At 39.0% G+C, this 26,730-nt stretch carries 28 protein-coding genes and 2 pseudogenes; 17 read left to right on the top strand and 13 right to left on the bottom strand.

Annotated elements, in window-relative coordinates; genetic code table 11:
- Positions 1 to 2 precede the first annotated feature (2 nt).
- The 7 genes from CYO89_RS00315 to hemB form a co-directional block, all read right to left on the bottom strand.
- The gene (locus CYO89_RS00315; RefSeq protein ID WP_103570821.1) at positions 3 to 1,952 is read right to left on the bottom strand and encodes a bifunctional diguanylate cyclase/phosphodiesterase; all 1,950 of its coding nucleotides are present in this window, start codon (positions 1,950 to 1,952) and stop codon (positions 3 to 5) included.
- On the bottom strand, positions 1,949 to 2,608 hold the full coding sequence (locus CYO89_RS00310; protein WP_012001497.1) for a transglutaminase-like cysteine peptidase: 660 nt from the start codon (positions 2,606 to 2,608) through the stop codon (positions 1,949 to 1,951). Before CYO89_RS00310 ends, CYO89_RS00315 begins: the two co-directional genes overlap by 4 nt.
- A 20-nt stretch (positions 2,609 to 2,628) precedes the next feature.
- Positions 2,629 to 4,308 carry a TolC family outer membrane protein gene (locus CYO89_RS00305; protein WP_103596751.1) on the bottom strand — a complete coding sequence of 560 codons (1,680 nt, stop codon included), beginning with the start codon at positions 4,306 to 4,308 and terminating at the stop codon, positions 2,629 to 2,631.
- Between the two features lie 112 nt (positions 4,309 to 4,420).
- On the bottom strand, positions 4,421 to 5,782 hold the full coding sequence (gene hemN / locus CYO89_RS00300) for an oxygen-independent coproporphyrinogen III oxidase (protein WP_103596750.1): 1,362 nt from the start codon (positions 5,780 to 5,782) through the stop codon (positions 4,421 to 4,423).
- Positions 5,775 to 6,260, bottom strand: a complete 486-nt coding sequence (locus tag CYO89_RS00295) for a DUF2603 domain-containing protein (RefSeq protein ID WP_012001494.1) — start codon at positions 6,258 to 6,260, stop codon at positions 5,775 to 5,777. Before CYO89_RS00295 ends, hemN begins: the two co-directional genes overlap by 8 nt.
- Positions 6,257 to 7,174, bottom strand: coding sequence for an ornithine carbamoyltransferase (argF, locus tag CYO89_RS00290; protein ID WP_103596749.1), 918 nt, complete (start codon positions 7,172 to 7,174; stop codon positions 6,257 to 6,259). The genes CYO89_RS00295 and argF overlap by 4 nt, the downstream gene beginning before the upstream one ends.
- A 1-nt stretch (position 7,175) precedes the next feature.
- A complete protein-coding gene (gene hemB / locus CYO89_RS00285) occupies positions 7,176 to 8,147 on the bottom strand; it encodes a porphobilinogen synthase (RefSeq protein ID WP_103596748.1) in 972 nt (323 codons plus the stop codon).
- Positions 8,148 to 8,215: 68 nt separating this feature from the next.
- On the opposite strand from hemB, the gene ribA reads away from it, so the two are divergent.
- From ribA to htpX, 5 genes are read left to right on the top strand one after another with little or no spacing between them, the layout of a single operon-like run.
- Positions 8,216 to 8,779 (top strand): GTP cyclohydrolase II, encoded by a 564-nt coding sequence (gene ribA / locus CYO89_RS00280; protein WP_012001491.1) that lies wholly within the window; start codon positions 8,216 to 8,218, stop codon positions 8,777 to 8,779.
- Positions 8,779 to 9,345, top strand: coding sequence for a 16S rRNA (guanine(527)-N(7))-methyltransferase RsmG (gene rsmG, locus CYO89_RS00275; protein ID WP_103596747.1), 567 nt, complete (start codon positions 8,779 to 8,781; stop codon positions 9,343 to 9,345). Before ribA ends, rsmG begins: the two co-directional genes overlap by 1 nt.
- Complete coding sequence (locus tag CYO89_RS00270; protein WP_103596746.1) at positions 9,342 to 9,536, top strand: hypothetical protein; 195 nt, start codon at positions 9,342 to 9,344, stop codon at positions 9,534 to 9,536. Before rsmG ends, CYO89_RS00270 begins: the two co-directional genes overlap by 4 nt.
- The gene (locus CYO89_RS00265) at positions 9,533 to 9,898 is read left to right on the top strand and encodes a hypothetical protein (protein ID WP_103596745.1); all 366 of its coding nucleotides are present in this window, start codon (positions 9,533 to 9,535) and stop codon (positions 9,896 to 9,898) included. Before CYO89_RS00270 ends, CYO89_RS00265 begins: the two co-directional genes overlap by 4 nt.
- Positions 9,899 to 9,906: 8 nt before the next feature.
- On the top strand, positions 9,907 to 10,773 hold the full coding sequence (gene htpX / locus CYO89_RS00260; protein ID WP_103596744.1) for a zinc metalloprotease HtpX: 867 nt from the start codon (positions 9,907 to 9,909) through the stop codon (positions 10,771 to 10,773).
- 1,019 nt (positions 10,774 to 11,792) lie between these two features.
- Here htpX and CYO89_RS00255 read toward each other — a convergent pair.
- The 5 genes from CYO89_RS00255 to CYO89_RS00235 are packed head-to-tail and all read right to left on the bottom strand — an operon-like array spanning position 11,793 to position 14,839.
- Positions 11,793 to 12,134 carry a hypothetical protein gene (locus CYO89_RS00255; protein WP_181001858.1) on the bottom strand — a complete coding sequence of 114 codons (342 nt, stop codon included), beginning with the start codon at positions 12,132 to 12,134 and terminating at the stop codon, positions 11,793 to 11,795.
- Positions 12,135 to 12,184: 50 nt separating this feature from the next.
- Positions 12,185 to 12,616, bottom strand: coding sequence for a peptide deformylase (locus CYO89_RS00250; protein WP_103596742.1), 432 nt, complete (start codon positions 12,614 to 12,616; stop codon positions 12,185 to 12,187).
- A gap of 9 nt (positions 12,617 to 12,625) precedes the next feature.
- The gene (locus CYO89_RS00245) at positions 12,626 to 13,639 is read right to left on the bottom strand and encodes an alanine racemase (RefSeq protein ID WP_103596741.1); all 1,014 of its coding nucleotides are present in this window, start codon (positions 13,637 to 13,639) and stop codon (positions 12,626 to 12,628) included.
- The gene (gene cmeU, locus CYO89_RS00240; RefSeq protein WP_103596740.1) at positions 13,632 to 13,871 is read right to left on the bottom strand and encodes a CmeU family protein; all 240 of its coding nucleotides are present in this window, start codon (positions 13,869 to 13,871) and stop codon (positions 13,632 to 13,634) included. The genes CYO89_RS00245 and cmeU overlap by 8 nt, the downstream gene beginning before the upstream one ends.
- 2 nt (positions 13,872 to 13,873) lie before the next feature.
- Positions 13,874 to 14,839 carry a L,D-transpeptidase family protein gene (locus CYO89_RS00235; protein WP_103596739.1) on the bottom strand — a complete coding sequence of 322 codons (966 nt, stop codon included), beginning with the start codon at positions 14,837 to 14,839 and terminating at the stop codon, positions 13,874 to 13,876.
- Between the two features lie 137 nt (positions 14,840 to 14,976).
- Here CYO89_RS00235 and CYO89_RS00230 point away from each other — a divergent pair, with 137 nt between their 5' ends.
- The 12 genes and pseudogenes from CYO89_RS00230 to CYO89_RS00180 all read left to right on the top strand — a co-directional run bounded on the left by CYO89_RS00230 (position 14,977) and on the right by CYO89_RS00180 (position 26,038).
- Positions 14,977 to 15,399 (top strand): copper chaperone PCu(A)C, encoded by a 423-nt coding sequence (locus CYO89_RS00230; protein WP_021088383.1) that lies wholly within the window; start codon positions 14,977 to 14,979, stop codon positions 15,397 to 15,399.
- Entirely contained in the window at positions 15,399 to 15,863 is a 465-nt protein-coding gene (locus CYO89_RS00225) for a hypothetical protein (RefSeq protein ID WP_103596738.1), read from the top strand. Before CYO89_RS00230 ends, CYO89_RS00225 begins: the two co-directional genes overlap by 1 nt.
- 9 nt (positions 15,864 to 15,872) lie before the next feature.
- Positions 15,873 to 16,415 carry an SCO family protein gene (locus tag CYO89_RS00220; protein WP_103596737.1) on the top strand — a complete coding sequence of 181 codons (543 nt, stop codon included), beginning with the start codon at positions 15,873 to 15,875 and terminating at the stop codon, positions 16,413 to 16,415.
- Between the two features lie 147 nt (positions 16,416 to 16,562).
- Positions 16,563 to 17,213: pseudogene (locus CYO89_RS10680) on the top strand (cache domain-containing protein); the annotation flags it as partial.
- A gap of 105 nt (positions 17,214 to 17,318) precedes the next feature.
- Positions 17,319 to 18,482, top strand: a complete 1,164-nt coding sequence (locus CYO89_RS10675) for a methyl-accepting chemotaxis protein (RefSeq protein ID WP_430516202.1) — start codon at positions 17,319 to 17,321, stop codon at positions 18,480 to 18,482.
- Positions 18,483 to 19,438: 956 nt separating this feature from the next.
- Positions 19,439 to 22,219: a nitrate reductase catalytic subunit NapA gene (gene napA, locus CYO89_RS00210; RefSeq protein ID WP_103596735.1), complete on the top strand. Its 2,781-nt coding sequence runs from the start codon at positions 19,439 to 19,441 to the stop codon at positions 22,217 to 22,219.
- A gap of 11 nt (positions 22,220 to 22,230) precedes the next feature.
- Positions 22,231 to 22,989, top strand: a complete 759-nt coding sequence (gene napG, locus CYO89_RS00205; RefSeq protein ID WP_228027415.1) for a ferredoxin-type protein NapG — start codon at positions 22,231 to 22,233, stop codon at positions 22,987 to 22,989.
- Positions 22,986 to 23,777, top strand: coding sequence for a quinol dehydrogenase ferredoxin subunit NapH (gene napH, locus CYO89_RS00200; protein ID WP_103596734.1), 792 nt, complete (start codon positions 22,986 to 22,988; stop codon positions 23,775 to 23,777). The genes napG and napH overlap by 4 nt, the downstream gene beginning before the upstream one ends.
- Complete coding sequence (locus tag CYO89_RS00195; protein ID WP_103596733.1) at positions 23,774 to 24,301, top strand: nitrate reductase cytochrome c-type subunit; 528 nt, start codon at positions 23,774 to 23,776, stop codon at positions 24,299 to 24,301. The genes napH and CYO89_RS00195 overlap by 4 nt, the downstream gene beginning before the upstream one ends.
- Complete coding sequence (locus CYO89_RS00190) at positions 24,301 to 24,768, top strand: 4Fe-4S ferredoxin (protein ID WP_103596732.1); 468 nt, start codon at positions 24,301 to 24,303, stop codon at positions 24,766 to 24,768. Before CYO89_RS00195 ends, CYO89_RS00190 begins: the two co-directional genes overlap by 1 nt.
- A complete protein-coding gene (locus CYO89_RS00185; protein ID WP_103596731.1) occupies positions 24,765 to 25,700 on the top strand; it encodes a WD40 repeat domain-containing protein in 936 nt (311 codons plus the stop codon). Before CYO89_RS00190 ends, CYO89_RS00185 begins: the two co-directional genes overlap by 4 nt.
- Positions 25,697 to 26,038 carry a chaperone NapD gene (locus tag CYO89_RS00180; protein WP_002939660.1) on the top strand — a complete coding sequence of 114 codons (342 nt, stop codon included), beginning with the start codon at positions 25,697 to 25,699 and terminating at the stop codon, positions 26,036 to 26,038. The genes CYO89_RS00185 and CYO89_RS00180 overlap by 4 nt, the downstream gene beginning before the upstream one ends.
- 454 nt (positions 26,039 to 26,492) lie before the next feature.
- Here the strand turns inward: CYO89_RS00180 and CYO89_RS00175 are convergent.
- Positions 26,493 to 26,730, bottom strand: a pseudogene (locus CYO89_RS00175) (methyl-accepting chemotaxis protein); the annotation flags it as partial.

Genomic DNA, 26,730 nt, shown 5'->3' with positions numbered 1-26,730 from the left:
TATCATCCAATATTTTTGATTTCATCTATGTAAATTCCTTGCATATTTTTAATGCCAAGCTCAATTAGCTTACTCTTTTGCTCTTCACTCTCAACACCGATCGCAATCAAAATGATATCTTTTGAGCTTAAAACAACATCTAGTGATTGTTTTGTATTTGCTCCTGATTTATCACTTAAAAAGTCGATTAAGACGCTTGACTGGATCTTTACGTAGTCTGGATTAAATTCTTTTAGTTTCTCAATGCCTTTTGCGCTGAGTTCAAAGTGGTCAAATCCAAAACCAAAGCCGAGTTCTTTTAATTTTTTAGTAAGTCTAACTATACTTTCGATACTAATATCGTCTTTGTTTGGAATTTCTATATAGTTTTTAGATTTTGAAATTTGAGCGATTTTCTTAAGCGTAGCTTCAAGTTTTGAGAAATTTTCATCCGAACTTAGTATTTCTTTACCCAAATTTATCGCCAAGCTTCCTTGAGGCAAGATATTTTCAGGCAAAATTCTAGCGATTCTATTTAGGATATGAAGATCGAGCATCGCACCTAAATTTAGCTCATTTACCATTGGCATAAAGTATGATGCCATACGCCATTTGCCCTCGCTATCAACTAGCCTTAGATAAAGTTCATACTGCTCAAAGCTTGAGTCAAAACCAACTACTTTTTGAGCTGCAAATTTAAATTTATCCTCTTTTATAGAGTCAAAGATAAGCTCTTTGTATTTCTCTTTGCCGATGACTAGGGTGTTTTGATTTGCATTAAATTCTTTGCAAGTAAAGCAGCCAGCCAGTCTTGCACTAGCCAAAGTGACGTCAGCTGATGTAAGTAGTGTCCTCATATCAGTGCTTGGCGAGTACTCGACAATAGCAGCATTGACTGGGCATTCGCTATCATTTATAGAGAAATTTGCATAGAGTTTTTTAAACTCTGCCATGATCTTATCGTCTAAAGCTGAGAAATTTGACGAGTTTTTACCGTAAGAAAGCAAGATAAAATCGTTGTCATTTAGCCTTGCAACGATCGCATTTTGGTCATTTTCGGTTGATTTTTCTTGTAAAATTTGAGCTATTTTTATGATGACACTTTGCCATTTTTCAAAGCCAAGAACGCCTTTTAGCCCTGCTAGATCTTTAAAGCTAACAAGTGATGCAACACCGCTTGAATACTCTTCACTTGCTAAATACTCACTAAATTTAGTTTGAAAAAACCTTCTATTGTAAGTGCCGCTCATAGAGTCTTTATATAAAAGCTCTTGATACTTGCTAAGTGTTGCGGCCTCTCTTTCAAATATGTCTTGAACCTTGCTAACCATCGAGTTCATGGCGAGCACCATCTTTTTAAGGTCGGTTGTGAATGGAATTCTCTTTTGGATGATAAATTTATTATCAAGTATCGCTTCAGCTTGATCTTGCACCTTAACAAGTGGTCTAAATATCGCCTTAAGAGCGAAAAACGCCACGACAAGAGCGATGATGATCATTAAAGCTAGAAAGTTAAAAATATTTTTTGAGTTTGAGTAAAGCTCGTTGTAAGCAAGTGCTGTGCTGCCTTGAACATATAAAGTGCCAAATTTAGCCCAGCCAGTCATGATCTCGCTTGTTGCAACTGGTGCTTCAAATTTAGCGATCTTATAAAACCACTCAGGGATATCTTTAACGATAGTTTGTTGAGAATTTTCTATAAGCACCTTACCATCGACGTCTTCAAGTTTAATGAGCTTGTATCTACCGCTATCAAACATAGAATTTATCATCGTTTGTGCCAAAGACATATCCTCAGGATCAACAATCGGCTTTAAAGCAAGTCCAAGTGAGTTTGCTGTGTGCCTTGCATTTTCACCGAGCTGGTCGTTGATGTATCCATTTAGGCTCTTAAAATTTAAGTAGCCAACAGCCATAAAAATCACGATGCCAAAAGCTATCACAGCGATCATAATCTGTTTAAATAGCGTCATAAATCCTCTTTTCCTATCCTATCTATTAGTTCCATCCACTTAGGATTTTGTTTTTTATTTCCACCTGGTATTGCCTGACCAAGACCTTCTTGTTTTGCCAAGTATAGCGAATCACCGTTGAAACTATAAACTGGCACAAGGTCTGTTCTTTGAGTTGCGATTTTTATTTTACCATTTATGTTGTCTAAAATTAACGGAATAGACTTTGGTGTATCATAATATGCCAAAACCATATGTGCTTGGTTGTATCTTAAGGCTTTAACGTATGTGAAGTATAATTTTTGAGTTGGAATTCCGAGTTGCTTTAGAGTGAAATACTTTGCGATAACGTAGTCTTCGCAGTCACCAGCGCCTTTTCCTACAAATTCCATTCTGGTAGCCCAGTAATCTTTTTTATGCCAAAGTTGCATATCATCAACCCACCTAAAAGAGTTAAAAAAATCATTTACTTTTATTAATTTCTCTTGTTCGGTTGCATCTTGCAATGAAGTCATTAAAGAATTTAATGCCGATGCCCTTCTTCTTGCATCTTCTCCATAAATTTTAGCCACCTTTGCTATCGTTGTTTGTTTTATAAAATCCCCGACAGCATTTAATGCTAATAACGAAAAAAGGACGCTTAAAGTAAGCGTCCAGAATTTTGCTTTGACCCTCATGGTCATCACTTTTTAAATTTTTATCTTAAGTCGTTTTGAATACTGCAAGCGCCTTGAATATATCTCTTAGCAAAGCCTGGCTCAAAACTATCTGAAACCATACCCATATTATCTAACAATCTATATTTTGCATAAGATAGTGCAGTCTCAGTTGTAGCGATCTCTTTTAAAGCAGTGTTGTACTCGTTTTCTGCATCAAGTAGGTTGATAAGGTCGCGGCGACCGATTCTAAACTCATCTTGGTATGCATCAAGAGTAGCTTTTGCATATTCAACGTGTTGATTTAGATATCCCATTTTCTCTTGGTTAAGAACATAGTTTTGCCATGAGAATTCTAAAGACTCTTTAAGCTCTCTTACAAGGTTGTCCATAGTTTGTTGCTCTTGTTGAACAGCAAGTTGGCTCTTCTCTTTATCTAGCTTATCGTTACCTTTGTTATAAAGGTTATAGTTTAGTCTTAAAAGAGCGTCAAATGTTTGCTCTTCATAATCATCATATAAAACATTTGAGTGATCATAAGCACCTGACACAACAAGATCTAGTTTTGGTAAGAATGGTGCATTTTTCTCTTTTACAACAGACTCTGCCATAGCGATGTTTGATCTTTGAACTAGAAGTGTTGGGTTACAAAGAACAGCTTTGTCATAAACGGCCTCTTTAGTGCTTGGTAATGGCAGGTTAAATTCAGGCATTACTAGGTTTTTAGCTGCAACTTTTCTTCCATATAGTTTTTCAAATGTAGAAAGTGCATCTTCATAGTTATTTTTTGCAGCTATATAGTTTGATTGAGCCAAAGTATAGCGTGATCCAGCTTGTCTCTCTTCAGAAGCTACGCCGTAACCTGATCTTGCTCTATCTTTGATTTGGCTATAAATTTCTTCATGGCTTTTTACGTTTTCTTCTTCAATGTCAAGAATTCTCTTTGTTTGAAGAACTTGTAGGTAAGCATTTGCTGCGCTTAGTGTTAGTCTATCTGCAGCTTGAGCTACTGTGTAAGCAGCTGAGTCAAGTCTTGCACTTTGAGAGTTGATTCTGTTTTTATCAGCACCACCATTATAAAGGTTTTCAACTAAAGTTAAAGATGCGCCAGATACTCTGCCATCGCCTCTTCTTGTTGTAAGACCATCATCAAGACGTTTTCTCTCATATCCTACTCTAGCAGCTGCATCAAGTGTTGGATAGTAGGCATTTTTAGCTATTTTTAGATCTTTACCAACTTGTAAGTAGTTAAATTCTGTAGCTTTTAAGCTTGGGTTTTCATTTAAAATAGTTTTTACAACTTGATCCAAAGTCAATACACTATCATCAGCTTGTGCTGTAGCTGCTGCTTTAGGCTCTGCCGATATAGTTTGCTCTATATTAGATTTTTTAGCTGACTGAGCATTTGTTACAGGTGACTTAGCTCTCATTAGAGCATCTTTATAACCTGACTCATTTTGAACTTTAGCTAACAACTCATTAGCTTCATTTTCAGAAACTGGAGTTGTATCAACATATAAAAACTTTCTTCCACCAACTTCATAAACGCCAGTAGTTAGTCTGCTATCTGATATTTTGCTGTTTACTTTGCTAACAGCACTATCGATTCTAGCAGCGCTATCATCTTGAGCGAATGAAGCTAGAAAGATCCTATAAGGGACATCTTGAGCAGACAGCAACGTTGCTGCGGCCAAAGCACTAATTGCTAACATCTTTTTCATAACTAGATCCTTTTACCTTTTTATTGTCAAGCTTTGGCTCGACTTTTAGTGCGAATTATACACCAAGAAATATTAAACGTATTTTAAATACCTTATGACAAAAAAATAATTTTTATATCGTCTTAGAAAATCGCCTTAAATTTTCAGGAATTTTCTTAAGATACTCATCAAAACACATTGCAATATTTCGTATTATCAGCGTTCCTGTCTCATTTACGCTGATCTTATCTGTCGTAACATCGACAAATTCACTTAAATTCTTTAGCTCTTCAAGCTCATTTTTGAAATGTTCAAAGAAATTTATATGAAATTCATCCTCGACTGCCTTGATATTAAGCCCAAAATTACTCATCAAACTCATGATCACACTTTTTCTAAGCAAGTCTTCATCGCTTAGATAAATTCCCTTTGCATATGGCAACTTTCCACTATCGATCGCTTTTTCATACTCGTCCATGTCTTTATGATTTTGCGCGTAGTGTCTTTTACACTCACCGATACTTGTGATACCTATGCCGATAAGATCAGCGCCACCCTTTGTCGTATAGCCTTGAAAATTTCTATGCAAAGTGCCGTTTGCCAAAGCGCCAAAAAGCTCATCATTTGGCTTTGCAAAGTGATCCATTCCTATCATTTTATAGCCATTTTTGGTTAAAAACTCAGCTGTAAATTTTAAAATTTCAAGCTTCACTTCTGGATTTGGCAGGGTTGTCTCATCAAATTTACGCATCGACTTTTTTATCCACGGCACGTGAGCGTAGTTAAACACTGCAAGCCTATCAGGATCAAGCGTAAGAGCAAGCTCAAGCGTCTTTTTAAAGCTCTCTAAGCTTTGATACGGCAGACCGTAAATTAGATCCATATTTATTGACTTTATGCCCTTTTGCCTAGCCATTTTTACGGCATTTTGAGTAATCTCATAGGGCTGAATTCTATGAATTTCTTTTTGCACCTTCTCATCGAAGTCTTGCACGCCGTAGCTTATGCGGTTAAAGCCATGAGATATAAGCACATCAAGCTGCTCGTTTGTCAAAAATCTCGGGTCTATCTCGCAGCTTATCTCGGCCTCTTTTGAGAAATTTTTAAATTTAGCCTTGATAAGTTTGATGATCTCATCAAGCTGAGCGGCATTATAAAATGTCGGTGTACCGCCACCAAAGTGCATCTGCAAGACTTCAATGCTTGTGTCTAGGTGGCGAGCTAAAATTTCAAGCTCTTTTTCTATATATCTTATATATCTCTCTTTGCGGTCCTCTTTGCTCGTGTAGATGACGTTACAGCCACAAAAATAGCAAGCGCTCCTGCAAAATGGCAAGTGCAAATAAAGCGAAAGCGGCCTTTTTTTATCGCGGTTTTCAAGCTCTTTTATATAAGCCTCATAGCTAAATTTATCGCTAAACTCCGGTGCTGTCGGATAGCTCGTATATCTTGGCCCTGGCCTTGAATACTTCACATACGCACTAAAATCAATCATCTGCCCTGCTCCTTGCCATTTGGATCATCTCTTTTATATCTACAAATAAATTTGGATGCTCTTTTTTGATATTTTTTACCAGCTTATCAAGGTCGATGTTAAACTGCCTGCTCTTTTTATCGTGAGCGATTTTTTTGATCTCATCCATCGCAACCACCCAAACATCACTAAAATCAACCGGTATATTTTGCCAGATCGTCTTTTCAAGCCTTAGGTCAAAATTCTCTTTTTGCGACTCTTTTAAGGCCTCTATCAAAGCTGAGAGCGATTGTACAGAAATGACCGTGTGTAAATTTTGATTTTCATCAATGCCAAACCACGGCTCTTTCGAGTCCCAAGAGCCACTTTTTAAATTTAAAATGTGCTCGTTTGGATTTTTCGTTGAAACTATCTCAAAGACCGTTTTTTCAGGCTCGCTTAGCCCAAGGTTATTACCGATCTCATCTATCTCATCATATATATTTTTCTCTTCACTCATCTTCTTCTCTCGTCTAACCAGACCATCACGCCCTTTTGTGCATGAAGTCTATTTTCCGCCTCGCTAAAAATTTCATCCGCGTGTCTCTCAAAGACCGCCTCACTCACCTCGTAGCCTCTGTAAGCTGGCAAGCAGTGCAAAAATATCGCATCTTTTTTAGCTAGGCTCATCAAATTTTCATCCACGCAGTATCCAGCAAAGTCTTTTAGCCTCTTTTCTTTCTCGGCCTCTTGACCCATCGATACCCAAGTGTCCGTAGTCACTACATCGGCACCATTTACCGCTTCTTTTATATCATTTGTGATAAAAATTTTCGCACCTGAAATTTTTGCGTTTTCATTAGCTATTTTTAAAATTTCAGCATCCACCTCGTAGCCCTTTGGCGTGGCTACTCTTAGCTCAAGTCCTAGTTTGCTTGCTAGCATGAGCCACGAGTGCGTCATGTTGTTGCCATCTCCTACGTATGCGACCTTCTCACCTGCGCTAAATTCAAGCATGGTTAGATAGTCTGCCATGAGCTGCACTGGATGAAATTTATCACTTAGCCCATTTATCACTGGCACGCTTGAAAATTTAGCAAATTCTTCTAGTGTCTCGTGCTTATCGACCCTTAGCATAGCCATATCACACATCCTGCTTATCACTCTAGCGGTGTCACGTATAGGCTCGCCACGTCCTATTTGTATATCATTTTTACTTAAAAATAGCGCATATCCGCCAAGCTCATGCATACCCACATCAAAGCTCACCCTCGTTCTGGTTGAACTTTTTTCAAATATCATCGCAAGCTTTTGATCTTTCAGATATGGCTTAAATTCTCTAGCCTTCGCCTCTTTTTTGATCTTGCGGGCTAAATTTATCATCTGCTCGATTTCATCTTTGCTAAAGTCATTTAGCGTCAAAAAGTGCCTCATCTTAGCCCCTTAAAATTTTAGCCGCTTCTTTTGCGTGATAGGTGATGATCAAATTTGCCCCTGCTCTTTTAAAGCCGATTAATGTCTCCATCATAACGCGCTCGTAGTCGATGATGCCAGCTTTTGCGCCAGCTTTTAGCAGTGCGTACTCGCCGCTTACGTTATAGACGCAAAGCGGCAGAAGTGTCAAATTTCTTAGCTCTCTAACAATGTCAAGATAAGCAAGCGCTGGCTTTACCATCAAGATATCAGCGCCTTGCGCCTCGTCTTGCAAGCTCTCATTTATAGCCTCCAAGCGGTTTGCGCTGTCCATTTGATAGCTCTTTCTATCGCCAAAGCTTGGTGCGCTTTGTGCCACGTCGCGAAATGGTCCGTAGTATGCTGAGGCAAATTTGGTTGAGTACGCCATCACTGGCAAATTCTCAAAGCCATTGCTATCAAGCGTCTCTCTTAGCGTTGCGATGATGCCATCCATCATGCCGCTTGGTGCGATCATGTCGGCGCCATTTTGAGCGTGTATCAAAGCTTGTTTAGCTGAAATTTCAAGCGTTGCATCGTTGTCGATCGTGTTATGCACGTGGTCGATTATGCCGCAGTGGCCGTGGTCTGTGTATTCGCAAAAGCAAAGATCGGTGACGACTACTAAATTTGGAAATTTATCTTTTATAGCTCTAAGCGCAGTTGCGATGATGCCGTCGCTACTTAGTGCGTCGCTGCCAACGCTATCTTTTAGGCTTGGTATGCCAAATAAAATGATCGATTTTATGCCTAAATTTACTATCTCTTCGCACTCTTTTAAAATTTCATCGATACTCATTTGATAGACGCCTGGCATCGAAGCGATCTCGTTTTTAACGCCTTTGCCCTCGACAACAAAGAGCGGATAGATGAAGTCATTTACGCTAAGGCTAGTCTCTCTTACCATCTCTCTTAAAGCTGGATTTATTCTTAATCTTCTAAAACGTTTAAACATATTTTTGCCTTTTCTTTGTTAAAATGCGTGATTTTTAGCTAGTTTAGCACAGTTGGAGTAAATTTAAAATGAAAATAGAAATTTCAAACGCCGCAAATCTACCCTCAAGATTTGGCACTTATAAGGTTCAAGCCTTCAAAGAAGGGGCAAAAGAGCACCTTGTGATCTACAAAGAGCCTCTAAGCGAAGTAGTAAATCTTAGAATTCACTCCGAATGCCTAACTGGCGATGCGATCGGGAGCCTAAAGTGCGACTGTCGCGACCAGCTTGAAGCGAGCCTAAAATATATCGAAGAAAATGGCGGCATGGTCATCTACCTGCGTCAAGAGGGCAGAAATATCGGGCTTTTAAACAAGATAAACGCTTATAGCCTCCAAGACAAGGGCTTTGACACCATTGAGGCTAATCACCAGCTAGGTTTTAAGGCCGATGAGAGGACATACGAAGTGGTTGATTTTATCCTAAATCACTACGGCATAAAAGAGGTAAATTTACTCACAAATAACCCTTTAAAACTTCACGGACTAAGCTCAGTAAAGATCGTAAAACGCGTGCCTATCGTCATCAAACCAAATAAATTTAACGAAGGCTACTTAAAGGTCAAAAAAGAGCAAATGGGGCACATCTTGTGATGAAAAATGAGCTTTGCTTGCCAGCAGAATTTGACGAAAAAGTAAAGGCTTACGCTCAAATTTTTGCTAAATTTAACAAGGTTCATAGCTTAAGCAACTATAAAGATATAAGCGAGCAGGTGCTTGATAGCATAAAGCCACTTGAGATTTTTGACCTAAGCGCCAAAACGGCGATCGATGTTGGCAGTGGAGCTGGCTTTCCAGCGATATTTTTAGCCCTTGCGATGCCGCGCACTAAGTGGCACCTTTTTGAGCCGATAGCCAAAAAGTCATCATTTCTAAGCTACGCTAAGATCGAGCTTGGCTTGCAAAATTTAGAAGTTCATAGCCAAAAGATCGAGCTTGCAGATAAATTTACAGTTGATCTCATCACCTCAAGGGCGCTTAGTAAGACAAAAGAGCTTATAAAAATTTGTGAGGGATTTTATGATGAAAATACTAAATTTCTCATCTATAAGGGCTCAAGCGTCATGGATGAAATTTCAGACATAGACGCGCAAATTTACAATGAAAAAAATAGAAACTACATATATTTTAATCTCAAAAACCAAGGGGAGATACGTTGAAATACTTGATTTTTGTAGCGATTTTGGTTGCGATTTACATCATATTTTTTAAAAATAGAAAAAAAAGCGACAAGATAAGCACCAGCAACTTCGAGGAGTGCAGCAAATGCGGTGTCTTTAGCGACATCGACCAAATGGTGCTAAGAGACGGAAAATACATCTGTAAAGAGTGCATAAAGGGTGAGAGATGAAAATTTTGGGTGATGAACTGATCAAATTTGAACCGCTATTTCTTTGCAAAAGCGAAGATGAAATTTCAAGTGGTAGGCAAAATCTCTTTAAATTTGATAGAAATTTGATAAAAAGAGCGTTAGAAGCTGGAGCAAACTTTAGCATCATCGCAAATGACATCAACGAAGCTATCATCGCAAACGCCGCTGGAGCAAAATTTATTATTGCCGATATTACGCTAGCAAAAGATCTGGCAAAAGTTGCGCAAAACTACCTATTTGACGCGCTTATCGCCGTTTTGGTAGAGAGTGAAACAAGCCTTTGTGAGCTTGCGAAATTTGAGATCGACGCAGCTATCCTGCCAAATGCTATAAAAGAATAAGGACAAAAATGGAAATTTTCAAAACCGCTTTTTTAATGGTTGCTTTAATGCTAGTTTTTATCGCTATTGGCGGTTACGTGGGCGGCGAGCAAGGCATGATAATTGCCTTTTTGATGGCAGCTGGCATGAACCTATTTTCTTACTTTTTCAGCGACAAGCTCGTGCTAAAAAGATATAACGCCATCCCAGTCGATGAGAGCAACGCTCACGGCCTTTACGAGATCGTCTCTCGCCTCACACAAAAGGCGAATTTGCCGATGCCAAAAATTTACATCATCCCTGAAGAGGTACCAAACGCCTTTGCCACAGGCCGCAACCCAAGCCATGCAGCCGTTGCAGTGACAGAGGGGCTTTTAAAAATTTTAAATGAAAACGAGATCGAGGGCGTGCTAGCTCACGAGCTAAGCCACGTAAGGCACTATGACATCCTAACTGGCTCAGTCGCTGCCATACTAGCTGGAGCCATCGCGATGGTCGCAAATTTCGCCAAGATAGGCACCCTCGCCGGTCAAAATCAAAACTCGCAGCGAAACGCCAACCCAGTGATTATGCTAATCATCGCCGTTGTCATGCCTCTAGCTGCTACGGTCATCCAAATGGCAATCTCAAGGGAGCGCGAGTACAAGGCCGACAAGGGCGCAGCCTATCTAACAGGGCACCCAGAGTGGCTAGCTAGCGCGCTAAGAAAGCTTGAAAACTACTCAAATTCTTACGTCATGCAAAACGCAAGCGAGCAAAGCGCCCATATGTTTATCGTAAATCCATTTGGCTCGCTAACTAGCAAGCTTGGTGTGCTTTTTAGAACGCATCCTAGCACTAGCGACAGGATCGCTGAGCTTCAAAGACTAGAGCAAGAGATAAAAAGAGGCATGTAAAAATTTAGCCCTTAGCAAATTTGGGATAAATTTTTTTGGTTTAAATTTTAAATATTGATAGTCAAATTTTAAAATTTCATGAACGAGTAATTTCGGCTCTGATTTTAGTGGAGAGCTTTGCGAAACCTAAAATCAGTAGTCAATTCTTGCGAGTGAATGGAATTTTAAAATTTGAAAAATAATAAATTTCTATTTTTAAAAATACAGACCTTAAATTTAAAAACTCTTTTATTTAAAAGGGAGACAATGGGACTCGAGTTACGAGACCGTCCCCTTATCCCCCTTTTTAAATCCTCCAAACCCCTCGCACGTTAGAGGGGCATGCCTCAGTGCTTCGCACTGCATGCGTTTTGTGTAATAGAAAATCAGGCAAATTTTAAAATTTCATGAGCGAGCATATCACGGCTCTAAATTTAGTGCTAAACGTAGTGCAGCCTAAATTTAGTAGTCTGCTAAGGCAAGCGAATAAGATTTTAAAATTTGCAAAATAGTTTTTTAAAAATTTAAAGTTTTGCTTCTTTGTTAAGGGGGAAGAGGCTTGAATTACGAAGTCGCTCTCTTCCCCCTTAACGATCCCCTAACTCCGACAACGTTAGAGGTGCATGCTTCAGTGCTTCGCACTGCATGCGGTTTATTTTTAAGGAATTTCTAGCAAATTTTAAAATTTCATGAACGAGTAATTTCGGCTCTAAAATTTGAGCTAAGCGATAAGCGAAGCCAAATTTTAGTAGTCAATTCTTGCGAGTGAATGAAAGTTTTAAAATTTGAAAAATAATAAATTTCTATTTTTAAAAATACAGACCTTAAATTTAAAAACTCTTTTATTCAAAAGGGGGACAAGGGGACTTAAATTACGAAGCCGTCCCCTTATCCCCCTTTTTAAATCCCCTAAACCCCTCGCACGTTAGAGGGGCATGCAACAGTGCTGACGCACTGCATGCGGTTTTATTAAAATTTACAAAGACAGTTTGGCTAAAAACTAAATTTACAACCCATAAACTAAAATTTAACCCCAAATTTCACTGCAGTTTCTTGCAATCTTCATCTTTTATGGTGTATTCAAAGATTAGTTCGCCGTTTTCTGAGTAGAAAATTTCATCCAAACTAACGCCGATGCTTAGCATATTTAAGATTTCTTTATCCTTGCAGGCGGTTCTTAAATTCTCTTTTTTTATGGCCTCGATAAATTCCAAAAGTTCTTTTTCTTCAAGCCTTTTGATCTCTTGTTTTCTTGCGTGTTTGACGGCGTATCTGTAGATGAGCGTATCGCCCACGTTTAAGATATCATTAAGCGTTAGCGTCGGCGTGCAGATAAATGGGAGCTTTTTTTTGTAGTATGTTACGTGATTTTTCGCTGCCATATCTGGCGTCAGAGCCAGAGCTAGCGAGCAAAAAAACAGCGCAAAAATGGCTACTCGCAACTACTTTTATCCAGCTTCAAATCAAAAAGATGCCTGCCCTCAAAGCCGTAGCTACCACTTAGCGTGATGCCACGATTTAGCGCAGCTCTTGCCATGCCTGAGTTGCAAAGCGCCTCTTTTCCGTTTTGATAAAATTCATCTTTTAAAGCCAAAATTTGAGCCTTGTTGTAGCCTTTTAGCTTCTTTGTCTTGGTCTCGTTTAAGACAAACTCGCCATGTATGTTTAGCCCATCGCTGCTTACATCTTTTAGCGTGATCATCTCATCGACCCTGCTTGGCAAATTTGGCTTTGCGGTTTGGACGACAAAGGCTGGGATCTGCTTTGTATCAAGCTGATTTAGTATCTGCTCATAAACTTTAAACTCACTCTCTTGCACACCAAAAGCAAGGCTTGCAAGAGCTAATAAAACGATCTTTTTCACATATTACCTTTATATAAATTTTCTAGTGATATTTGGCGAGAGTTTGACTAAGATGTCGTAGTTTATCGTGCCAAAAAACTCCGCCCAGACATTTGCGTCCTCAAAGACACAGACCCACTCGCCACTATCTTTGCAGCTAAAGCTATCCATCGAAATTTTGCCAAGTATCAGCTCGCCATTTGCAAGCCTTAGCTCACCAAGTCCATTGTATCTTAGCAGTCCGTCGCCATATCCAAGATCATAAGTAGCGACGTTTATATCATCTTTTGCTATAAATTTAGCCCCATATCCCACGCTTTGACCACTTTTTAAGACCCGCCTGCTAACGCGCTTTGCCCAAAGTGAAAGCACTGGCTTTAAATTTAAAGAGCAATTAAACTGAGCATATCCATACTGAGCGATGCCTACGCGCACCATCTCATCTTTTATCTCACTCGCTCTTTCAAGGGCGGCTGAGTTGTGAGAGTGAAAGATCGGTTTTTTTATACCAAACTCATCACAAAGAACTAAAATTTTCGCTTTTGCGGCGCTAAAATTCTCTCTTTGCACGAAATAATCAGCATTTAGCTCATCACTTGCGCGAAAGTGCGTATAAGCGCCAAGAAGCTCTAAATTTCTTCTGGCTAAAATTTCAAATGTATAATCAAGCTCGTTTATATCAAGCCCATTTCTATGCATGCCAGTGTCGATGGCGAGGTTGATTTTTGTATTTTCTTTTATCTTTAAAAGTGCGTCTATGTCGTTTATGGCATAGGTAAATTTAGCGCTCTCATCGCCTGTTGGGATGTGCGAGAGGATCAAGATATTTTCAAAGATATCAGCGATCTCATTTGCTTCACACTCGCTCTTTACAGCGCAGTTTTTTATGCCAAATTTCTTAGCCTCGCTAGCTATGAGCCTTGCGCCATGCCCATAAGCGTTATCTTTTAGCACGACGATAACATTTTCTTTTCCGCCAGCTTTGTCACAAATTTTAGTTAGATTGTGGATGTAAGCTGCTTTGTTTAGGTGTATCTCAGACATTAAAATTCACATCATAAGCTTTATAAACATCAGGCAAGAGCTTTCTTACGTTGTAGTCAAATGCATAAAATTTAGCGTAAATTTCTTTTAGATCAGCCTCTTTAACCTTGCTAAAGTCAAAGACATCAGTGCCATTTTTCTTTGGCACTTGGCGGTCTAGCTCAGCAAAAAACGCAGACCTAGCCTCTAAAATTTTCTCTATCTTCTCTTTTACTTCTTTAGATTTTTCCACTTCTACTCCTCTATAAAAATTTTCATCTCATCGCCATAAAGCTTGACATAAAGGGTCTTTTGACCTGCAAATTTATGCGTATCAGCAGCGTAATCCTCATAAAAACTCACGCGAAAGAGTTTGTCGTTTTTAAGATTTGGATAAGGTGTGATGAGAAAATTTGAAAAAGCGATATGTTTTTTCTCTTTTTTAGAAAAGATCGCTCGTTTCATATTTTTAAAATTTTCTAAGCTCATGCCGTCATATCGCTCAAAATCTTTATCATAAAATTTCAAATAGCTATCAATGTCACTCTCGCTCCAAGTCTTTTTCCAGTTAAGAATTCCAGAGATGATGACAGCTATGTCGTTTGCAGCGGCTTCTGGGCGCTTATCCTCGTAGATAAATGCGAGTGTTTTTTTGTGGTCTATAACTTCGTCAAATTTCATCAAGATGTCATTTTGCATAGCCACGCAGCCTTTTGTCTTTAGCTCATCTGTCCTTTGACCATCGAGCGGATAGCCATGTATCCAGATGCCACTGCCATTGCGTTTTGCAAGCTTATCAAGCAAATTTGGATATGAAAGAGAAAAGGCAAGAGGCCCCAAGTATCTATCATTTGGCGTAAATCTACGCGTGAGCTGATAGACGCCAACTGGCGTTTTTAGATCGCCCTCAAGCAGTTTGTCGCCGTTTTTGCCAACAATGACACTTGAGCTAAATAGTTTTTTTGTAACGCCGTCTTTATAAGAGATGACTTCAAGCTCTTTATCAGTCTTATCAACCACGCTTAGAAGTATCTCGTTGTCGTAATATCCGTATCTAACGTCCTTGTCTTTGAGCTTGTTTAGCCAGTAGTCCTTACTTAAAATGTTCTTTTCAATGGCTTCTATGACAGCAGATGGGCCATTTTTTAAGTAAATTTCTTCGTAATTTTGGGCAAAAAGACAAGGCGCTAACGCGATGAAGAAAAGTAGTATCTTTTTCAAATGAAGTGTCCCAAAAAGTAAAATTTAGTGCGTAATTATAGCCTAAAAAATTTCAATTTTTAAATTTTAAAGGGAATTTTAGTTTCTTTATATGTATAATCTGAAAACCATTATTAATTTACCACAAAGGAAAAAATATGAAAAAACTTGTTTTTGGTGCATTGCTTGCAGCATCTACACTAATGGCAGCTGACATCAGCCTAGAAAATGTCAGAGCAAGAGACACAAAGCCTGGCACAAACAACAGCGCTATTTTCATGAATATCAAAAATGCTTCAAATGCCGATGTAAAGCTAGTTGGCGTTCATTCAAGTGTTTGCAAAAGCACTGAAATTCACACTCACAAGATGGAAAATGGCATGATGGCCATGGTTCAGGTTGAAGACGCCGTTATCCCTAAAAATGGCGAGACAAAGCTAGCACCTGGTGGCCTTCACATCATGCTAATGGATCTAAATAGGCCTATAAAAGATGGCGACAAGGTTGATCTGGAGCTTAAATTTAGCAACGGCGAGAGCATCAAGCTTGATAATATCGGAGTAACCAAAAACTTTAAATAATGAAAAAAATTCTAATCCTTTTTTCACTCATATTTATCGTAGCAGGCGCTTTTTGGATAGGTCATAAATTTATGATCAGCAAAGATGATCCGCCTGAATTTGCCGATGTAAATACATCGCTTGATCCTCTAAAATGCGATCTAAACAAAGATGCTTGTGAGGTGAAATTTAATGGCGTTAAGCTAAAGATAGACATCTCGCCAAGACCGATCTTTGCGATGAGACCATTCAGCTTTAAGATCATTAATGGCAAAAATTTAGGACTAAAAGATCCAAATCTTGTAATCGATGGCATAAATATGAACATGGGTTCTATAAAGGCAAGGCTTGATCAAAGAGGCGATAGCCTAATAGCCCAAGTCGTGCTAAGTGCTTGCGTGGTCGATCTTATGAGGTATAGATTTAAGCTGCTTGATGGCGAAAAAGATACTGGATTTTTTGTCGATCTTGATCTAAAAATGTAAGGGCAAATGATGAAAAAGACACTTTGGGGCTTAATAATAATCTTAATATGTGCTGGTCTTGCGATGCTTTTTATAAAGCCAAACAAGTATGATTTTAAGGCGCTTTCAGAGCATGGCGAAGTGAGCCTTAAAAACTATAACGGCAAGTATAAAGCGATATATTTTGGTTATCTTTACTGCCCCGATGTCTGCCCTACTACGCTCTCTCTTGTGGGCGATGAGCTAAATAAACTAAAAAGAGACGACTTTGAGCTACTCTTCATCACCCTTGATCCTGAGCGTGACACGCCTGAAAATTTAACCCTCATGGCAAAAAATTTCTACAAGGACGCAGACGGACTAAAGATGAATGATCTGCCAAAAGTAGCTAAAAACTATGGTGTAAAATATCAAAAAGTGCATCTTAAAAACTCTGCTATGGGCTACTCTGTCGCTCACAGCTCTGCTATCTATCTGCTAGATAAAGAGGGGAATTTTTACAGCGAAATTTCAAATTTAACTAACGAAAATATCAGAGAAAATCTCTTAAATTTAATAAAAGATAGACCTTAAATTTATCTTGTAGATCAAAATTTCTTATTTTTAAAGAAAAATTTCTTAAACAGCTATACAATTCTTTTTAAACTAGCCGATATTGCAACAATGTAAATCATATGTAAAGGAATCCGTGTGAAGTCAATCACCAATAAAATAGCACTAATGCTAATAGTTGCTCTATGTATCTCGTTTGTGGCTATGTCGGCCGCTAGTTACTACACTGCCCAAAACAAAACCATCGAGCTAGTCATCCAATCTCAACGTCAAATTCTAAAAGATGTAAAAAACGCTATGAATACATTTTTTGACGAGAATACACATGCCGCAAATGGCATCGCCCAAAGGCTAGAAAAGCTAGAGGACAGAAGCCAGATAAATGAAATTTTAAGCACAGGCAAGCTTATCGTATCGCCTGAGATAGAAAGAATTTTTGTTGGATACGAGAGCGATGGTGCGATGTACCGCTCAAATGGTAAAAATGAGACGCCAAAAGACAATGGCTATGATCCAAGAACAAGAGACTGGTATAAGATCGCAAAAGGCGCAAAAGCAACTTTTTCTGATCCTTATAAATCATCAAGCTCAAATGCCATGATGATAGCATTTTCAGCACCTATCGGCAATAAGGGTGTCGCTGCCATGAATGCTGATATTTCAAGTCTCAGTGAAGAGATCATGAGTATCAGCAAGACTGATTATAGCTATGCTTACGTAGTAGATAAAGATGGCAAGATCATCATCCACCCTGACAAAGATCTAGTCGGCAAAGACAATCCAACCACAAGCAAGCTGGTCGCTAGATATAAAAATAAAGAATTTAATGAAAATGGACTAATTGCTTATAAAAACACAAAGGGCGAGGATAGATATGCTGACTTTATAGAGCTAAACGATCGTGGCTGGCTGGCTATATCTGCTATGCAAAAAGATGTATTTACCACAAATACTATGCCCCTCCTAAAGATCCAGCTAATCCTAGCAGTGCTATTTATCGTTATACTCTCAGCATTTGTCTATTTCTTACTTAAAAAGTCTCTTAACCCTATAAAAACTATCCAGTCTAAACTTGATGATCTATTTAAATTTGTAACTTACGAAGCAAAAGCACCAAGCAAGCTAGAGGTAAGATCAAATGATGAATTTGGTGAGATGAGTAAAGCTATAAATGAAAACATCGATAAAGTCGTAGCTGGCATCAAAAAAGATAGCACTATGATAGATGAGCTAAATAAGGTAGCAAATTTAATGATCAAAGGAAACCTTGGAGCAAAGATAGGCTCAACTCCAAACAACCCATCGCTAAATGAGCTAAAAGAGCTACTAAATAAATTCTTTACATCTATCTCGGCAAATTTAAAGGGCATAACAAATGTTCTTAGCTCATATACTAAAAATGACTTTACAGCAAAGGTCGAGATAAATGATGAGCTAGAGGCTGATCTAAAGGCTATGATACTTGGAGTATCAAATATGGGTGAAGTAATTTGCACTATGTTAAACTCAAATTTAAATGATGCCAAGATGCTTGAAGAAAAGGCTACAACTTTGGCTTTGGCTATGAAAGAGCTCACACAAGGTGCTAGCACTCAAGCAAATAGCTTACAAGAATCTGCTGCTGCAGTTGAGCAAATGTCTAGCTCAATGAATGCCATCTCTCAAAAGACAGCTGATGTTATAAGACAAAGTGATGAGATCAAAAACATCATAACTATCATTAGAGATATAGCAGATCAAACAAACCTTCTAGCTCTTAATGCTGCTATTGAAGCAGCCAGAGCTGGAGAGCATGGTAGAGGATTTGCAGTTGTTGCTGATGAAGTTAGAAAACTAGCAGAAAGAACACAAAAATCTCTAGGAGAGATAGAAGCAAATACAAATGTATTAGCTCAATCAATAAATGAGATGAGTGAATCAATCAAAGAGCAAAGTGAAGGCATCAATATGATAAATCAATCAGTTGCTCAAATAGATCACCTAACAAAAGAAAACGTAGTAATTGCAAACCAAGCAAACGAAGTAACATCAGAAGTAGATGAGATGGCTAAAGCCATAGTTGAAGAGGTTAGGAAGAAGAGGTTTTAAACTACTCTTTCTCTAGAGTTTTAACAAACTCAATTTTGTTTAATACAGATTACTTCATTAATATTCATAAATCCCAACCTGGTTTAAGCTGGGTTGGGGGTTGATCTTTTAAATTTAATCTTTGTGCTTATCTATAAATTTCAAATTTAACACTCAAGAATTATCTATCAAATTTTAAAATTTCATGAGCGAGTAATTTCGGCTCTAAAATTTGAGCTAAGCTGTAAGCGAAGCCAAATTTTAGTAGCCAACTCTTGCGAGTGAGTGAAAGTTTAAAATTTGTAAAAATAGCAAATTTCTATTTTTTGAAATCTCAACTTTAAATTTATAAACTCTTTTATCCAAAAGGGAGACAAGGGGACTTGAATTACGGTCTGCTTGCAGTTGCGAGCTAGTGAAGCAAAGCCGTCCCTTTATCTTTCTTCGCGAATTTGCAAATAAGATAAATTTACAAATTTTAAAATTTTATTCGCTCATAAATTTTAAAATTTACTAGAGTTTTTAACCGTATATTATTTGTTTGAAATATTAAATTTTCGCTATAAATTTTCCTGTCACAAAAGATATATAATTGTGACAAGTCTTGTTAAACATTAAAAATACCTTGGATATAAATTTTTAACTTCATAATCTATTGTATTTTCGAGAAATTGATTAAATAAAAAATAAATTTAACCCATTTTATATGTTACTTTTCTACACATTATTTAATAAGATTTTTAATATATTTTTTTAAGATTAATAAAAAATCAATCTATATAATAATTTATATTTTTGATTTTAAATTTACGATTTTGCGCTCTTGGCAAGGCTCTTTTTTATAGAAATTCTTGGAAAGAATTTGTAATTTTAAAATTTAAGATTTTGACAAAATAGCCGATGTAAATCAGGCGTAAATTAAGCTTTGCAAAGTTAATATTTATTTAACTTTGTGTTAAATCTTTTAAGGAGAAAAAATGAATCGACGAGATTTCATCAAAAGTGCTGCAGCTAGTGCTGCTTGTGCTAGTGCCGGTATCGCTGTGCCAAGCTCGCTAAGTGCGGCAAACGAAGCTGAAAAAGGCTGGCGTTGGGATAAGGCTGCCTGTAGATTTTGTGGAACCGGATGTGGCATCATGGTTGCTACAAAAGAGGGCAAGATAGTAGCTGTAAAAGGCGATCCAGAAGCACCAGTAAACCGCGGTCTAAACTGTATCAAAGGCTACTTTAACGCTAAGATCATGTACGGCGAAGATAGGATCACTCATCCACTTTTACGTGTAAATGAAAAGGGCGAATTTGACAAAAAAGGCAAATTTAAGCAAGTAAGCTGGAAGCAAGCATTTGACGTAATGGAAGCTCAGTTTAGAAAGACTTATGATGAGCTTGGACCTCACGGCGTTGGCGTGCTTGGCTCTGGTCAATACACAATCCCAGAGGGCTACACAGCAGTTAAGCTTATGAAAGGTGGCTTTAGAAGCAACAGCATCGATCCAAATGCAAGACACTGTATGGCAAGTGCGGTTCTTGGCTTTATGCAAGTTTTTGGTATCGATGAGCCATCAGGCTGCTTTGATGACATCGAGCTAACAGATACCATCATAGCTTGGGGCGCAAATATGGCTGAGATGCACCCGATCCTTTGGGCACGCGTCAGTGATAGAAAGCTTAGCGATCCTGATAGAGTAAAAGTCGTAAATTTAAGCACCTACTCAACTAGAACATCAAATTTAGCCGATATCGAGATCATTTTTGCTCCGTCATCTGACCTTGCTATCTGGAACTACATCGCTCGTGAGATAGTCTATAACCACCCTGAGATGATCGATGAAGAATTTGTTAAAAAGCACTGCGTCTTCACAGCTGGCCCAGTTGATATCGGATATGGCCTTCGCCCAGACATCCATCACAAAAAATATGCTCCAAGCGAGCTAGACACCGCTGCGACTGAGAAGTCAAAGGTGCTAAGCGAGGCTGAGGGCGTTACACTTTCTTATCTTGGTTTAAAAGCTGGCGATACACTAGAAAACAAAAACGCTGCAAAAGCTGGCGATCACTGGCAAATAACATTTGAAGAGTTTAAAAAAGCTCTTGCGCCTTACACACTTGACTTTACGGCTAAGGTAGCAAAAGGCGATCCTAACGAAGATATCAATGAATTTAAGAAAAAATTAAAAGCACTTGCTGATCTTTACATCGAGAAAAACCGCAAAGTTGTTAGCTTCTGGACTATGGGCTTTAACCAACACCAACGCGGTACATGGGTAAATGAGCAAGCTTATATGGTGCATTTCTTACTCGGCAAGCAAGCACTCCCAGGCTCAGGTGCCTTTTCTCTAACTGGTCAACCAAGTGCGTGCGGAACTGCAAGAGAGGTTGGAACATTCGTTCACCGCTTGCCAGCTGATATGGTTGTTGGCAATCCAAAGCACAGAGAGATCACTGAAAAACTTTGGAAACTACCTGCTGGCACACTAAATGCCGTACCAGGCTCACACTACGTAAAAATGATGCGTGATCTTGAAGATGGCAAGGTTAAATTTATCTGGGTTCAAGTAAATAACCCATGGCAAAACACTGCAAACGCAAACCACTGGATCAAAGCAGCTCGCGAGATGGACAACTTCATCGTTGTAAGTGACCCTTATCCAGGAATTTCTGCAAAAGTAGCTGACCTTATCCTCCCAACTGCGATGATCTACGAAAAATGGGGCGCATACGGCAATGCTGAGAGAAGGACACAGCACTGGAGACAGCAAGTATTACCAGTTGGCGAAGCGATGCCTGATATCTGGCAGATGCTTGAGTTTAGTAAGCGCTTTAAGCTAAAAGATGTTTGGGGCGAGAAAAAGCTAAATGACAAAGTGACACTTCCAAGCGTGCTTGAAGCTGCAAAAGCTATGGGATATAGCGAAGAAGATACGCTATTTGACGTGCTTTTTGCAAATGAAGATGCTAAGAAATTTAGCGCAAATGATCCGATCATGGAAAACTATGACAATACAGAAGTCTTTGGCGATAGCAGAAAGGTGATCGGCTCTGATGGTAAAGAATTTAAAGGATATGGATTTTTCATCCACAAATATCTTTGGGAAGAGTATAGAAAATTTGGCGTTGGCCACGGCCACGACCTAGCTGACTTTGACACTTACCACAAAGTAAGAGGTCTTAGATGGCCAGTCGTTGATGGCAAAGAGACTCAGTGGAGATTTAACACTAAATTTGACCCATACGCGAAAAAAGCTGCTCCAAATGATAAATTTGCATTCTACGGCAACAAAAACGCAGCCCTTCCAACAGGCGATCTAAAAGGCGTAAAAAATCAAGAGAAAACTCCTCTTGCAAACAAAGCAAAAATTTTCTTCCGCCCTTACATGGATCCATGCGAGATGCCAAGCAAAGATTATCCATTCTGGCTATGTACTGGTCGTGTCCTAGAGCACTGGCATACAGGCACGATGACTATGCGTGTTCCTGAGCTTTATAGAGCCGTCCCAGAGGCGCTTTGCTACATGCATGAATATGACGCTAAAAAGCTTGGCGTGCTTCAAAATGAGATCGTTTGGGTCGAGTCACGCCGTGGCAAGGTAAAAGCTAGAGTAGATCTAAAAGGTAGAAATAAGCCACCAGTAGGTCTTGTCTATGTGCCTTTCTTTGACGAAAACGTATTTATAAATAAAGTCTGCCTTGACGCTACTTGCCCGATCTCAAAAGAGACAGACTATAAAAAGTGCGCGGTTAAAATTTACAAGGCATAAAAGTGGCTGATATGGAATTTTCAAGTAGGCGTGAAGCTTTGAAATTTGGAGCTAAGGCAGCGATCTTAGCTCTTGGCGGAGGCTTTATATGGTCACTTAGTGCCAAAGCCTCACCGCTTATACTTCTTAGACCGCCTGGTGCGAAAGCGGAGAAGCAGTTTTTAAAGAGCTGTATTAGGTGTGGGCTTTGTGTAGAGGCCTGTCCATTTGATACGCTAAAACTCGCTACTCTTGAAGATGGTATAAGTGTCGGTACGCCTTATTTTGAGCCTAGAAAAATTCCTTGTCATATGTGCGAGCATATCCCTTGCGTGCCAGCCTGTCCGACTGGTGCGCTGGATGCAAATTTAGTTAGCACAGCTGGCAAACTAGACATAAATAAAGCCAAAATGGGCGTTGCAGTGGTCGATATGAAAAACTGCGTGGCATACTGGGGCATACAGTGCGATGCTTGCTACAGATCCTGTCCGCTCATAGATAAGGCCTTGTATCTTGAGTATCGCCGCAACGAAAGGACGCAAAAGCATGCGTTTTTACTCCCAGTAGTTGATAGCGATATCTGCACGGGTTGTGGCGTGTGCGAGCGAGCCTGTATCACCGAAAAAGCAGCCATTACCGTGCTAAACCGCGAAGTTGTGCTTGGCAAAGTTGGCGATAACTACGTCAAAGGCTGGGTAAAAGAAGATGAAAGGCGCGTGGATGATGCCGATAGCAAGATAAAGCTAGATATCAAAAAGGCGACTGACTATCTAAATGGTGGTGAGCTATGAAATTTTTAATCTTAAGACGAATAACTCAAATTTCCATCCTAGTGCTATTTATCCTAGGAAATGTTTATGGAGTTAAGATACTTAGCGGAAATTTAAGCTCATCTTTGCTTTTTGGACAAATTCCACTAAGCGATCCATTTGCGGTACTTCAAATTTTACTAGCAGGCTTTAGCGTAGGCATAAATGCAGTAATTGGCGCTATCATCGTATTTGCATTTTATGCACTCATCGCTCCTAGGGCATTTTGCTCGTGGGTTTGCCCAGTAAATTTACTAACTGACATTGCTTACAAGCTAAGAGAGAAATTTGGCTTTAAGGGTGAGAAAATTTTAAACGTAAGTAAAAATTTACGCTACTACTTGCTAGCGCTTGCTCTTATCTTAAGCCTTGCTCTGTCAATGCCAGCTTTTGAGAGCATTAGCTTTGTTGGCATCATCCAGCGTGGTATCATCTATGGCTCAGTTAGCGCCATTGGCATCGCCCTTGGTATAGTTGCCTTTGATATGTTCGTGCTAAAGCGAGGAATTTGCTCACACGTCTGCCCGCTTGGTGCATTTTACGCGGTAATATCAAAATTTGCACTCATCAGAGTAAAACACGACGCAAATGCCTGCACAAAATGTATGAAATGCAAGCTCGTCTGCCCAGAGGTGCAAGTGCTAGATATGATCGGCAAAGAGAGCCGCGCGGTTAGCTCAAGCGAGTGCGTAAGCTGCGGTAGATGCATCGACGTTTGCGGCGACGGGGCGTTAAATTTTAGTATTAGAAATTTAAGGAGAGAAAAATGAAAATGAAAATAATGGCGCTTGGAGCACTATGCGCTGCCTTTTTAGCGGCATGTGCATTGAATAATCCAAGCATTAGTGATTCGCAAATCGGCCTTAGAAATGTTGATTTGTTAGATGATAAAGACGTTGTTTTAAAAGACATCAACTACACAAAAGAGCCAGCAGGTATGGCAAAGAGATTTGACAGATCTTTTGAAAATGCACCTCCATTTATCCCACACGACACTGAGGGTTTGGTGCCTATCACAAAAGATTCAAATATGTGCGTAACCTGCCACATGCCTGAGTTTGCAAAAGATAGCGGAGCAACTCCGATCCCAGCTTCTCACCTTTATGACATCAGAAATAAAAAAGATCTTGCAGGCAAGCTTGATGATGAGAGATATAACTGCACAACTTGCCACGTTGAGCAACAAAATGGCGTAACCCAGCTTGTTGGCAACAAATTTAAGCCTGACTTTAGAGATAAAAACGGCTCACATAAGTCAAATTTACTAGACGTTTTAAATGAGGGCGTTAAGTAATGCAAAGCAGGCGAGAGCTTTTTAGTAAAATTTTGGGGGCAAAACCTGCTCCCAAATTTATAGATCCGCCATTTTTTAGCGGTGAATTTGACTGCACTGGCTGCGAAGCTAGCTGCGTAAGTGCCTGTGAAAAAGAGCTTCTTAGCTTTGAAAATGAAAGAGTTGTTTTTAAAGTTAAAAAGCTAGGCTGCGACTTTTGCGAAGAGTGCGCGAAAGCTTGTCAAAGTAGCGCTCACGTAACACTAAGCTTAAACTCTCCAAAGAGCATAAATGCTAAAGTTAGCATCAATGTCGCTAGTTGCTTAGCGTGGAATGACACGATTTGCTACAACTGCCTTGACGCTTGTAAATTTAAAGCGGTTGAGTTTCTTGGTGTTTTTCGCCCTATAATCAATCAAAATTGCGTCAGCTGCGGCGAGTGCTTTGATGTTTGTTTTAAAAATTCGCTTGAGATGGAGGCTTTATGAGAGTTTTATTTTTTCTTTTTTGCTTGCTAAATTTTATCTTTGCAAATGAGATCACAACGCCTATTAAAGAGATAGAAGCTAGTGCAAATGTGCTTAATACTACGCTGATAAATGGCAAACTTTTTATCGCAACTGATGGTGGCACGGTTGAAATTTACGATCCAAAGCAGAGTAAATTTGAAGAGATCATCAAAATGGATGATATAAAAACATACGTAAGCGACCATGAGAGGCCAAAAATTTTAAGCATAGATGAGCTTGGTGGGAAGATCCTCATCCTAAGCGAGGGTGACTACGCTACAAAGGTGCTTTATCTAAGAGAAAATGGGCAGATGAGAAGCATAAAAATGGCTAATCAAGCGATAAAAAAGGCTCTATTTTTAGATGATGAGCATATAGCACTTGCCTCGATCAGCAATGAAATTTACTTTTTAAACCTAAAAAGTGGCGAAATTTATGATAGCTTTAAGATATCAATCGCAATGCTCTCAGACATGGAGATAAGCGAGGACAGAGGCACGCTAGCGATCGCTTGCGAGAGTGGTAAGGTCTATTTTTACAACGTTCGCACTAAAAAGATGGATAGAATTTTAGATATCCACACTGATAATATCTACGACATCGCTTATAAAAATGGCGTCATGATAAGTGGAGGCACCGACAGGATCGTTGGCATCTTCTCAGCTGGAACGCTAAAAAAGATAAATACTGGCTTTTTGGTTTATGGCGTGGGGCTTAGTAGTGATGGCAAGATCGCTGCATATATGAGCGATGAGATGAGCGATGTAAATTTAGTTGATAGTGCTAGCCTGGAAAATATCGCGATGCTAAAAACTGGACAAAGCACGATAAATAGCATAGTTTTCATAAGTGACAACGAGGTCGTAACCTCTGCTTATGAGAAGAAAATTTTATTTTGGAGAGTTAGATGAATATTTCAAGCCTGATAGTCTATACAGATAATAAAAATGAGAGCGTAAAAGGCGAGATAAGCAAGCTAAAAGAGTGCGAGATCATCACTGACGCAGAAGATAGGATCGTGGTGGTCGTTAGCTCAGAGAGCATAGAAGATGAGATCAGAGTTTTTAAGATGATAGAGGGCATTAGCGGCGTGGTGAGCGTTGCGATGGTTTATAGCTACCAAGAAGACGCTCAGGAGAATAGAGAAAGGCTTGAAGCAAACGGCAAGATAAGTGAAATTTTAACAAGCGATGACGTAAAAGCCGAAGATATCGCATATGGCGGTAGCGTGCATTATAAGGTGAGGTGAAATTTAATTTAAAGCAATAAACCGCATGCAGTGCGAAGCACTGAAGCATGCACCTTGAACGTGCGAGGGGTTTGGAGGATTTAAAAAGGGGGATAAGGGGACGGCCTCGTAACTCGAGTCCCCTTGTCTCCCTTTTGGATAAAAAGAATTTACAAATTTAATAAAGCTGCCTTTGCAAATTTTAAAATTCCATTCACCCCTAAGAATTGACTACTAAAATTTGGCTTCACTTATCGCTTAGCTCAAATTTTAGAGCCGAAATTACTCGTTTATGAAATTTTAAAATTCACTCGAGTTTCTCTTATAAAAAATATTTTTGGTTTGTAATTAGAAATTTTAAAATTTGATAGATAGTTCTTGAGCATTAAATTTAAGATTTAGAATTTAAAAAAATTAAAATTCCAACCCAGTCTAAACCAGGTTGAAATTTATGAAGATTTATGAAGTGGCTTGATTAAAATTTATTCTTTCTTACTTCACTTACTATTGTCTTAGCCATGTTATCAACATCACTTGTTACTTCATTAGCTCTATTAGCAATTACCACATTCTCTTTTGTTAGATTATCTATTTGAGCAACTGATTGATTTATCATATTGATACCTTCACTTTGCTCTTTGATTGATTCACTCATCTCGTTTATTGATTGAGCTAATACATTTGTATTTGCTTCTATCTCACCAAGTGATTTT

The sequence above is a fragment of the Campylobacter concisus genome (assembly GCF_002913765.1).
Classification (GTDB): Bacteria; Campylobacterota; Campylobacteria; order Campylobacterales; family Campylobacteraceae; genus Campylobacter_A; species Campylobacter_A concisus_BB.
The sequence above is the reverse complement of the archived record's forward strand: the minus strand, read 5'-3'. Positions and strand labels throughout refer to the sequence as shown.